The 12,426-nt window shown below is 27.3% G+C and carries 10 protein-coding genes; 4 read left to right on the forward strand and 6 right to left on the reverse strand.

The window, feature by feature from the left end; all coding sequences use genetic code 11:
- From ACRDBA_RS00590 to ACRDBA_RS00605, 4 genes are all read left to right on the forward strand, one after another.
- Window positions 1–2,292: SdrD B-like domain-containing protein (locus ACRDBA_RS00590; RefSeq protein ID WP_438571009.1), on the forward strand; the 2,292-nt coding region annotated here is incomplete at its 5' end.
- 40 nt (window positions 2,293–2,332) lie between these two features.
- Window positions 2,333–3,109 carry a tetratricopeptide repeat protein gene (locus ACRDBA_RS00595; protein WP_438571010.1) on the forward strand — a complete coding sequence of 259 codons (777 nt, stop codon included), beginning with the start codon at window positions 2,333–2,335 and terminating at the stop codon, window positions 3,107–3,109.
- 77 nt (window positions 3,110–3,186) lie between these two features.
- Window positions 3,187–3,780 (forward strand): hypothetical protein, encoded by a 594-nt coding sequence (locus tag ACRDBA_RS00600; protein WP_438571011.1) that lies wholly within the window; start codon window positions 3,187–3,189, stop codon window positions 3,778–3,780.
- A gap of 204 nt (window positions 3,781–3,984) precedes the next feature.
- Window positions 3,985–4,389, forward strand: coding sequence for a hypothetical protein (locus ACRDBA_RS00605; RefSeq protein ID WP_438571012.1), 405 nt, complete (start codon window positions 3,985–3,987; stop codon window positions 4,387–4,389).
- Window positions 4,390–4,518: 129 nt separating this feature from the next.
- Here the strand turns inward: ACRDBA_RS00605 and ACRDBA_RS00610 are convergent, their stop codons facing one another.
- From ACRDBA_RS00610 to ACRDBA_RS00635, 6 genes are read right to left on the reverse strand one after another with little or no spacing between them, the layout of a single operon-like run.
- Window positions 4,519–5,361 (reverse strand): MurR/RpiR family transcriptional regulator, encoded by an 843-nt coding sequence (locus ACRDBA_RS00610; RefSeq protein WP_438571013.1) that lies wholly within the window; start codon window positions 5,359–5,361, stop codon window positions 4,519–4,521.
- Between the two features lie 24 nt (window positions 5,362–5,385).
- Entirely contained in the window at window positions 5,386–6,912 is a 1,527-nt protein-coding gene (locus ACRDBA_RS00615) for a DUF4127 family protein (RefSeq protein WP_438571014.1), read from the reverse strand.
- Window positions 6,913–6,921: 9 nt separating this feature from the next.
- Window positions 6,922–7,809, reverse strand: coding sequence for an ROK family protein (locus ACRDBA_RS00620; RefSeq protein ID WP_438571015.1), 888 nt, complete (start codon window positions 7,807–7,809; stop codon window positions 6,922–6,924).
- A gap of 13 nt (window positions 7,810–7,822) precedes the next feature.
- Window positions 7,823–10,366, reverse strand: coding sequence for a glycoside hydrolase family 38 C-terminal domain-containing protein (locus ACRDBA_RS00625; protein ID WP_438571016.1), 2,544 nt, complete (start codon window positions 10,364–10,366; stop codon window positions 7,823–7,825).
- A 56-nt stretch (window positions 10,367–10,422) separates the two neighbouring features.
- Window positions 10,423–11,763, reverse strand: coding sequence for an FAD-dependent oxidoreductase (locus tag ACRDBA_RS00630; RefSeq protein ID WP_438571017.1), 1,341 nt, complete (start codon window positions 11,761–11,763; stop codon window positions 10,423–10,425).
- A 17-nt stretch (window positions 11,764–11,780) separates the two neighbouring features.
- A complete protein-coding gene (locus tag ACRDBA_RS00635) occupies window positions 11,781–12,425 on the reverse strand; it encodes a hypothetical protein (protein WP_438571018.1) in 645 nt (214 codons plus the stop codon).
- Window position 12,426: the final 1 nt, after the last annotated feature.

Genomic DNA, 12,426 nt, shown 5'->3' on the forward strand with positions numbered 1-12,426 from the left:
GATGAGATTCCACAAGAAATAAAACCAACAAGAATAAGAACTCCAGAGTTTTGGATAGCACCTATAGAAACTTCAATACCTGAAAGTTACACTATTGAATATCAAGTTAATAACAGTGGACCATTTATTCCTCTTGGAATATTCAATACTAATAGTTCACAGATTGTGACTTTACCAGATATAGTTAAAATAACCAAAATAAAATACAACATAGGTAACCTTCCAGTAGGTGCCACTCAAGATGTATCTTTCATCGTCGATGGTGAGGTTATTTCAACTAACCCAACCAATTTAATAGTCAACAAAGTCACTCTAGAATATGATGAAGGTCCTATTCGCCAAACTAAAGAAAGTACTGTTAATACTCAAGTTAATAATCTTTCCTATCTTAATATTTCAAAATCACGACTTACTAATCAAGCAGTAATACCAGGAAATATAGTAAAATATAGACTTACCGTTCCTGCTAATAGATCACAAATAAATAACCCTAGGATAATAGATATATTAGATGAAAATTTAACATACGTAGGTAATGAATTTTATTCATATTATGACTATTTTAGTGGTACCACTATAACTTCTAATAATCCTGGTTTTCCTCTTGTTACAAAACAAGTAATCCCAAATTATAATAATACCAACAAAACTTTAGTTCGATATGAGTTAGATAATTTTTCAATACAGCAAAGAGGAGTTTTTTACGTTGACTTTGAAGCATCTGTAAATGTTGGTGCTCTCGGTCCTATACCAAATAATTCATACTTAGGTAATTCTGGACCATATGGTTATGCTCCAGGTGGTCTACTAGATACCAACGATTTAGATAAGGATAATATAACTAATGAAAATTTAGCAATAAGTAATACAGTTAATTTAAATGCATTACTATTTGCAGGGTTAAAATCTGACAAAAAAGTAAAAGGTGAGCTTGATTCAGTTTTTACTGAAGAACCTAATAAGGGAAAAACCTATGAAGGTGGTATTGTAGAGTATAAACTTGAAATTACTAATATAGGTAATGTTGATATTACTTCAATAGAAATAGTAGATATTCTACCTCATGTAGGTGATACTGGGGTGATACTTACTAATAGCCCGAGAGACTCTGATTTTGCTATATATTCAGTAAAAGACATATCAGCTACTTTATCAGACTCAAGTCAAATTGTAGATTTAAAGGTAGAATATTCCCAAAGTTATGATCCCGTGAGATTTTCCGCCACTAATTTTGGTAATGATACTATAGGTACTGTAAATGATTGGACACAACTACCACCTAATCCAATAGTTAATACTAAATCCTTTAAAGTTACCACTTTAAATAACGTATTAAAGCCAAATTCATCTATAATTGTTTCTGTAAAGTGTATAGCACCTGTAGGTGTTAATTTGGGAGAAGTTGCCTGGAATAGTTTTGCAATCAAAGGTTCATACCTTGATTTGAATAACAACCTTAAATATTTAACTCCTGTAGAACCTGAAAAGGTCGGTGTTGAAATACTAAATGTAGGTCCAATCAAAGTTTGCATAGAAGGATTTGCCTTTTTAGATAAAAACTTAAATGGCAAATTTGATAATACCGATGAAGGTCTAAATGGAGTCATAATAGAGTTATATGATGAGAATTTTAATTTAGTAAAAGATACTATAACAACTAATAATGCTTCCTTACAACCAGGGTACTATATATTTAATAATATTGATGTAGGAAACTACTATATAAAATTTATTAAACCACAGGGCTATCAATATACTATTAAAGTACCTGGTGGAGATAGTAAAATAGACCCAATAACAGGATTTACACCTTTGATTGTAGCCAACACTCCAGGTCAATGTGTGACTAATATCGGTGGTGGATTTGTAATCCCCAACTGGGCATATATAATATTAAATGTTTATAATATAAATATATTAGAATTTTGTTGTGAAGACAATTATTGTGAATTTTTAAATGATTTATCAGACAAAATATATATACTTTTAGATATTATTCAAAAAGATTTAGAACTTGAAAGTAGTAACTTTGTAGACTTTAATGCTGAGATTGAAAGATTAATATGTAAATTAGATGAACTAAAAGCAAAGTATTATAGTTTTGTAAAAGATTGTCCTAATGATGATAAATATTATGGAGAATATTTATGTGAAATAAGTAGAATGCTTATTAATTTAATGGCTGCTATGCAATATTACTACGTATTAAAAGAAAACTTAAAATTAAATCCATATTATAGTTACTACAAGTGTATACTATGTCTTTTCTCTAATCAAATAGATTTATTATAAATGTAGTTGTACTAAATTGATTCAAATAGGGGGAATCTACTTGAGTTTTATAAATAGCGAAAATTTATCAGCATTAGAATGTATAAAGACCTTTGATTTGGCAAACTCATATTACTACGGTATTGGTGTAGAAAAAAATATAGAAGTAGCCCACGATTTATATTTAAAATCCTCTAAATTTGGGCTGAGTGAAGCCCAAAATATGTTGGGTATTATATATTCTAATAGTAGCAGCAATTTCTATGATTTAAACAAAAGTATAGAATACTTCGAGGAAGCTATGAATAATAAAAATCTAACTTCTATGTTTAACTTAGCTATGATTTATATAGAGATAGAAGAAAAAAAAGATTTAAAAAAAGCTAAGAAGTATTTAACTCACTTAGTTGATTGTGGATACTCACTAGCTAGTTATACTCTAATATCTATGTTTTTTAACCAAGAAAAAACACTAACACACAATAAAACTAATGACAATATATCTCAATCTGAAGATACTATACCAGAAACATTTCCTGTTGAAAGTGAATTTGATAAACAAATAAAATCTATCCCTACTATCGATATCCATAACGAAAAAATGATACTCGCAGACAATTACTATACTGGTATTAATGGTGAGTGTGACTATGCTAAAGCCTTTGAAATTTATAGAGAACTTGCTGATTTAGGTAGTATAAATGCTCAAATAAAAGTTGCCACTATGTATAAGGATGGTATCGGTACAGAAAAAGATTCTTCAAAATCTTTAGAGTGGTATATTAAAACTATTAAATCATGTCAGCCTGAGTCTGTAAATAATAATTCATTAAATTAGATAATGTATGCAACTTAAAAGACTAATATACATATATTTATATTAGTCTTTTTAAAATATATAGGAGGATTATAAAAATGGGGGGTAATATAGGCAAGAATACAGATGTAATTAATCAACTACTTAATATTTCTGATTCACTACATTGTATAATCACTCAATCATTAGACCCACCTTTTGATTCTGAATCGTTTGAGGATATAAAATATAAATTACTAAACAAAAAGTGTGGATCTATAGTAATGCTCAAATCTCAAATACTTATACTTCTAGACGAACAATGCCCAAATAGATATTCATATGCTGTACAATTAGACCGATTATTGCGTATATTAGATATACTATATAACAGACTATCACCTTTAATTATAGATATCTGCTATCATTCAATCTCAGAAGAACTTTTATGTATATTTACAGTTATCTTAAGCACTATCATAACTATAGTACATTATCTATTATTAATAATAAAATATGACACTTGTTCTTGCTGTGTTTATAACAATTATATAAAATGTCTAATTTGTAATCTAATAAGTGAAATCAATGATTTAGAAAATAATATTAAGTGCTTATGCGACTTATCTATCAAAATAATAAATTATGAGTTAGATGCATGCAGTGATTGCTATTCTAGACAAATTTCTTGCCGTAAAAAGAGTACAAGTTGATGGTTAATATATTTAAATAAAATTTCTATGGCATTTATAGAGGATTTAAATAGCATAAACTATAACTTACATACAAGTTATAGTAATATCTATCAATACTATACCAAACACAGGCTCTTAGACTGGGAGAAATTTTTCGAAGATATCTACTCACTAATTGAATCAGAAAACTTGCATAATTCACCTAAAAATCAAAGAAAAACATTGGACATTTTAGTAAACCATCTACAAAATATACAATCTCAAACAAATTTACCTAGAAGATATGACTATCTAGCTCTTACACAAAAGTTTTATTATCTAATAAGACTTTATAATAAACTAGTATCCCAGATAATATTTGTTGTAGAGTATGAGGATAAGAACTTAATCTATAACTTAATTATACTGTTTATAGATTGCATCAAAAATATTAGTAGTATCATATCTCTTATTATAGATATAGAACTTATTTCGTCTCTGCGTGATGATGTTGTAAGTAAAGAGCTTGTTCTATCTAGGATAAAATCTTTAGAAGAAAATATAAATACGTTCTATAAATCTATAAAAGATATTTCAATACCTTTGATTAATATAATTACAGACAGTGTAAATAGCTATGACACATAACAAATATAATGCCGCACTAAAAATTAGTGCGGCATTATATTTATTTTTCTGTATTATAGTGTTTTCTCCATATTCCATTTAAACTGCTTTATCTTCTGTACATGATTCAACGTTTATACCTCATTAACCTTATATAGATGATTTAATTGCTCTGGTTGTTTTTAATTTTTTATCAACAGATTCACTAAATCTAGATTTAACTACTTGAGTATAAATTAAATCTAATAAAAACATTTGTGCAGTTTTTGTTGATAATGATCCTGTTTCAAATAAACTTTCATTTGAAGTATATGGAATAACTACATCAGATATTTCATTTAATTCTGATTTTTCATTGCTTGTTATTCCTATTACAGTTACATTATTTTCTTTAGCTAGTTTACTAGCTGTTATAATCTCTTTTGTATCTCCTGTATGAGATATAGATATTACCAAATCATCTTTATTCATAATTGATGATAGCATAATCATAGTATGTCCATCGGCAAGTCCATTACAATTTAGTCCTATTCTCATAAATTTATAACTAGCTTCCATTGCTATATTTCCAGAGTATCCAATACCTATAAAGTATACTTTATTAGCATTTAGTATTTTATCTATACAATAGTTAATTTTATTTGTATCTAAAATTTTCAAGTTATTTTCTAAAACTTCAACACTTGATTTAACTAATTTAGAGGCTACTTCATTTATTCCATCCTCTTGTGTTATACTTGGATTTATTATATTTTCTTCTCTTTCACCATAAGTTTCTTTTGCTATTGTAAGTTTGAATTCTTGAAAAGAATTAAATCCAAACCTTTTTACAAATCTAGTAATTGTTGCATCTCCAACACCATTTTCTTTTGCTATTTCTGATATTGATTTATACGCAACATCTTCTATATTTTCTTTCATATACTTTGTTAAACTCTCCTGAGATTTTGTCAATTTAATCTCAGGATTATTTAATTTGTCTAATATTTTCATTTTTTATCACCAACATTAAGTATTTTAAAACTTAACTTTTAAATCTATACCAATCTCAAACATTCTTCTCCAAGGAGAAAAAGTACTTATTTCTATATCTTTTACTTCTTTAAATGTATTTAATATGTATTCATTATAAGCTAATTTTAATTTTTCGTTCATTATTTCGTTTATTTCTTTTTCTTTGTTATTTAGATCAAAGTAATTTGCATTAAATTCATCAAGTATATTATGAGTTATATCCATTCTAACTATAGGTTGGTAAAGTGCATCTTCTAATATATGATATATAAGATTTTTCTTAACTATATCTTCATTTATATTGCACCCTAAGCATATTATACCTTGAGCTAATGTAGTTCCTAAACTATTACAGTTTGTATTCCATCCTTTATAAGACATAAGCTTGTCTAATACATCAAATTCATCTAGTAGAGTTATTAATTCTAAATCTCCACCATTTGCAAATGCACTATCACATATTATTACTTTTTTACCTTTATTTATGTAGTTTTGTATTTGTTCTACGAAGCAAAGTAAATTCCTAAAACTTGTATATGTTATGTCCTTGTCAAATTGATCCCAAGATTCTTGCATTATTTTTCCCGGACTATTTATAGCAAGTATTATATCTGCTTCTTCTTCATTGTTAGTTATTTCACTTCCTGTTACCATTATATGTGATTTTAAACTTTCATTCATTATTCTATCTTCATATAAAGGTATTAATGTAGGTCCTAATGTTGAACTATATAATGGATAAATTTTAGGTTTTCTATTTTCTATGTCATTTATAGCTCTTGCAACTAATGATGCTCCTACTTCATCAGCTCCAGGATACATATTTACTTTTCTTTGTAGTCTATTTTCTCTTATGTGTTTATATATTGTACTTTGGTCTATTGCTGTATACCCAAATTCGGCACTATCATCTTGTGGTATAGATAAAAAGTCTATATGACTACATTTTACCATATTTATTATATCTTTATTTATATTTATATTAAATCTTCTTCTATTTTCATAGTCATCGATATGTTCTTTAGGTAACTCTAAACATATATTATTTAACAATTGTTCTTCTTCATTATTTAATCCAGTTCTTTCTTTTTTATCTTTTAAATACGCTCTTTTAAATATTCTTTCACCATAGTTTTCATAATAATCAGGTTCTTCATCTGATGAGTTATATTTTGGTGTTCTCATTATTAAGTTTGATGCGTATATCTTAAGATTTTTATTTATTTGTTTTAATTTTTTTATTTTATTTAATATATTTTCTTTATGGTCTTCATTTAAATAATGTATTCTAGAAGGCAACAATCCTCCATACATTACCATTTCCATAGACATAACTAATATATCTGTGTCTTCAATATTTTCATATATAAATTCCCATATTTTATTTATATCTGCACTATTTTTTTTATCTCCTAATATATCGTATCCTGGAGCTATTAGTTTTATATCATCTCTTACTTCACTCATATACTGAGGATACAATAAGTTACATGGTCTTTCATCTAGTGGTATATATATTATTTTTTTCATAGTTCCCCCTTAATTATGCTTTTGTATAAAATTATATAATGCTCCTAACATACCTGCATTATTTTGATTTTTAGCAAACTTTATTTGTGTATTTTCATATATATGCGGCAATAAATTTCGCTTAACTGCATTACATATTCTATGATATAAATAATCTTCTTGTGCTATTATACCCCCACCTAGTATTACTACTTGTGGATTTAAAATATACACTGCATTTGCTATTGCAATAGATAATTTCTCGACTAAATTATCTATTGCATCTATACACTCTTTATCTCCTGACTTTGCAAGTTCAAATACTTTTACTCCATCTATAGAATCATCATTTTTAATTTTTCTAACTTTATCAACTAGTGCACTAGTTGCTGCTACATCTTGTATGTCATTTCCTTCTACCTTCATATAGCCTAATTCCCCTGCACTGTTAGTAAATCCATGTAATAATTTATTATCAATTATTACACATCCTCCAATTCCTGTACCTATTGTCATACATATACTAGATGTTGATTCTTTACCAGCACCTAACCACATTTCACCAAGGCCTGCACAATTAACATCATTTTCAACTTCACAAGGAAGTTTGAATTCTTGTTCTATTTCTTTTTTTATTTCTGTTCCTGTATAATCTGGTATAAGCTCTGATGCATAAAGGATTTTGCCTTCTTTTGGGTCTACCATTCCTGCAGTTGATACACATACACCTTGTATATTTTGAAGTTCATAGTTATTTATATATCCAAAAACTATATCTTTAATTTTATTTATTACAGTATTTCCACCTTTTTTAGCTTCAGTGTCTACTTTGTTTTGAGTTATTATGTTACCTTGTTCACTTATAACTCCATATTTTATAGAGGTCCCACCTACATCTATACATATATATTTTTTCATATTTAATTCTCCACTAGTATTTTATTCTTATTGTTGCAATTTTTTTAGGTTCTACATCTATAGTAATGTTGTTATTTATTATATCTAAGTCTTTTATACTTTTTTTTGATAAATTTATAAGCTGAGCACTTTTGGCATCTATTCCTAGGGCTATAGCCATATTTTGAGATTCTTCTTTATAATTAAATACTCTTATCTCAAAGCTATCATCTTGGTTTTGTGTCACAGAAGAAAATGCTATATCTTTATTATTTATACTGAATAACTTTTTATTATCTTTGTTTATATAAGATTGAGCTACTAATACTCTATTTCTAATATGTTTTGAGTGATTCATATTAAAGTTTTCTTCCCCTATTACTAATCCATAAGAAAACTTATATGTTCCTATACATTGAGCCCCAGGAGTTTTGTATCCTGGACCTGCTCCTGCTCCTCTTGTTCTTAAGTCTCTTCTTGATAAATCTCCTACGCATCTAAGTGCTGTTAGCATTACATAGTCTTTATCTTCTATTTTTTCAACTTGGTACTCTTGCATTCCCCTATGTACTAATTGTAAATCATTTGCTATTACTGTTGACAATGTAGGATATTCATTTGATTCTAATTCTTTATTTTTATCTACATCAAATATTCTATCTCTTAGTGTTTTTCTTTCTATAATATCAAATGCTGTATCACCATATGTTTTATCACATTTATCTACATTAAATGCTACCTTAAGCTTTTGATCTTTAGCATTATTGTTTATTTCACTATCAAACTCTATTAATTTAGAATTATTTCTTAGTGTTATAGTAGCTTCTATGTATGATTTTACTAATTCTTCACTTGGTCCAGTTCTTTGTTTGTTCAACTCTTTAGGAGTCTCTATTTCATAATTTATAGTTATACTTTCAAAGCTATTTCCTTTTTTAGTTTTATTTATAGATTTTATAGTAGCTTTTGATAAACAGTCATTTACTGGTGGTGAATAATTGTATGTGTCTCCTGCATCTAGAGTAGAAACTATTTTATGCATATTATCATACTCTTCACCTGAAGTCTTATCTAATATTGTAAGTGAATTATCATTTACACTTACTTTATAATATTCATTTTCTATGTAATTCTCTTCGTTGTTTTGTAATATATCTACACTCTCTTTAGCTAAAACTATATCTAGCTTTTTAGTTTCAAATCCATCAAATTCCATCATAAATTCTATATCATATATATAGTATTCTGCATAGAATGGTTCTTTTGTTATTTCTCTTAATAATTCTTCTCTTAACTCTTTATTTATTATATCTATATTTACTTCTTCTTCACCATTTAATAGTTTTATGCTTCCTTTATCCATATCTTTATTTATTAGTATAGAAGTTTTAACTTTGTAACTATCCTTAAATGGATTGTTGTTTACTATATATAGTTTATCATTTAAAACATTTTGATTTATAAATTCAAAATTATATTCTTTATCTAATGTAAGCTTTGCAAATTGATTTATAGCTTGTAAAACTTTTTTATATCGAGTTTCCATTTCATCATGAACTTCATCTATTGAGCATCCACATATACTATCATGTGCATGATTTTTAACTATTGTTTTCCATATATATTTCATAAACTCTTTTGAATCCGTTTTGTTATTGCTCCAAACATTTACTGTTTCCATAACATTTACTGCTTCATCTTCACATCTTTGATTACCTTCTTTTAAGTACATTCTAGTTGAGTACACTCCTGGTAATACAAATATTTTTCTAGGATCTCTTTGTTCACCATATAAGTTATTTTCTGGTTCATATCCTTTAAACTCTTTTACATAGTCACTCATAACAGACTGCACTATATTTAATTTATCATGCTTTTTACCTATATCGTTAAGTCTTACTTTTAAATTATCACTTGTGTATGTATGGTCTGCTCCATTCATAACTAATAAATTTTCATTTTTTAAGTATGGTCTATTGTCTTCCATATATTCTTCAAACTTTTCAACATAGTCATCTGCTTTAAGATATGTTTGGTAGTATCCTCCAAATAAAGGAAGTACAAATGTTAAAACTTTTGACCCATCTGGTGATATCCAATTATTTTCAAAACTATCTGATATAGCACCTCTCCAAACTATTGCATTATTTATATCAAATGATTTTAGTATCTGTGGCATTTGCGATATATGGCCAAATGTATCTGGTAAATATCCTATATCATATTTCGATCCTAGCTCTTTTGATATATCTATTCCTAGTTCTAAGTTTTTAATTATCGATTCTCCACTTATTAAAAATTCATCTGCTAAAACATACCATGGTCCTATTTCTATTTTCCCATTCTTTATAAGCTTTGCTATTTTTTCATACTCTTCACTGCTTACAACTTCTTTATAATCATCTAATGCTACAGTTTGACCATCTAAGAAAAACTTGTCTATTTTTTCTTCATCTATAAGTTTATTTACATATCTAAGGCCATCTCTAAGTTTTAGTCTAAACTCTTCAAAAGTTTCATACCATTCTCTATCCCAATGTGTGTGATTTAATACATGTACATTTTTTATATTATTCATATTAATTCTCCTTTTAAATAATTAAAGCATTGCTTTTTAGCAATGCTTTATTTCCCCTACGCCAAAGCCGTTATTTTTAATACTTTCGTGTCTATTTCATTTAATTTAGCATTATTTTTTATAGAGTAAGCACAAGCCTCTCCAGCTACTTCTGCTATATCTCTCATAGTAGATTGTATTCTAATAGATGCTTGCATTAAGAATGTTGTTGAAATACATCTACTTGCTACTATTAAGTTTTCAACTTCATTTGTTACTAGTGATCTATATGGTATTTCGTAGTATTCACCTTTTTCATACCTAGCTTCAAATTCGTGGTCATTATTTACTGAATGAACATCTATGTACCAATCACCTTTAGCTATAGCATCTTCAAATCTTGCTCTTTTTAAATAATCCTCTTCACTTAATATGTACTTACCTTTTATTCTGTATGACTCTCTTATTCCTAAGTAGTTTGCTTCTCTAAGTAAATAAGCATTTTCAAATCCTGGTACGTAATTTACTAAAAAGTTTACTAATCTGTGTATCATTTCACGCCCTTTTATAACTGCTTTACTCCTAATAATAGAGCTCGTTGTCTTGTTCATTCCTGGTATGTGAGGACAGTTAAATGACATACAACTTGGCTTTCCTGGTAATGTAAAGGCTTGGAAGTATCTTAAATCCTCTTCTTTTAAATATCCATCTTGATATCCTTTTACAAATAATGGTTCAAGAACAAATCCTTTATTTCTAACCATAGCTACTTCATAAAAGTCTTTATCTTCTATATTACAGAATGTATCGTTATTTTCTTTCATATAAGTTCTAAGTTTGTTTATATCAATATTTGCCATTTCAAATCTAAACGACATCATTTGATTATCTCCATCCTCATTACCAGAGCTAACTTCTACCTTTGATAATCTTGATAATAATGCATCTGATGTTGAATCTACAAAGTTTTTTCCTTTTATAGCAACTAATCCTTCACATGTATTAACTATTATATGAGTTATATTGTTATTTTCCATAAGTACATCTACTAAATCAGCATCAAATAATATATCTCCATTGTTCTCAATTAATAATTCTTGAAGTACAAATGCTAACTTTTCACTATTAAACCAACTACAAGTAGTTTGGTTATCATTAGTTCTAATTCCATAAGTATTTAATCTTTCATTTATAATAGTGTTTATTTCACAATTTTTAACATATGTAGGCATCATTGGGTTGACTAATGAATTAGTTTGAGTTCCCCCAAGTGCTATACTTTTTTCTACTACTAAAGTAGAAACACCTTCTCTTGCAGCTGATATTGCAGCTACTGCTCCTGCAGTTCCTCCTCCAACTACTACACAATCTATATTATATATAACTGCTATGTCTTTACCGTTATATTTTATTTTCATATTTACGTCCCCTCAAATTATATTAAATATTCATTTTCTAATTCTTTTATTTTGCTTCTTAATTTTTTTTCATCTAACTTTCCTTTTTTTATTAAGTATATATAATCTAATTCTTTTGGATGAATCCTCATTCCCAATAATTCTTTACAAAAAGCATGTGCTGCTATTTCTTTAGTTTTAACTATTGTTGATTTTAGTTTAAATGGACCTAATTTGAAACTTTCTATTTTATCTAATTTTTCATTAGTAAAGTTTTTACTTTTAAATTCTAAGTAGTGATAAAACTCATGCGCTAAATGAATGTCTATAACTTTCTTCTTGGTTATATTGCTATTTCCATTTTTTAAGCTATTATATAATTCATCTATTGAGTTTTCATATAAAATTATTTCTCTTTTCTTATCTGTAAAATTTATTTCTGCTCTAAGATCAACATACTTAGAGTTAGGTCTTTTGGGTTTTACTATTACTTCTACACTATTTTCTTTTAAAATTTGACTTAGGTCTTTATCCCTATATTTTTTAGCTTCTTCTTTTCCTATTTTTATTGATTCATTTATATAATAAGTTATTTTATATTTTGGAATCTTATGGAAGATATTATCTTCCATAAGATCTAATAAAGATAAATTTATATCATTTAAATAAGGTATATTTTTCATA

Origin of the sequence: Clostridium sp. (assembly GCF_051654825.1) — a bacterium.
Taxonomy (GTDB): Bacteria; Bacillota; Clostridia; order Clostridiales; family Clostridiaceae; genus Clostridium.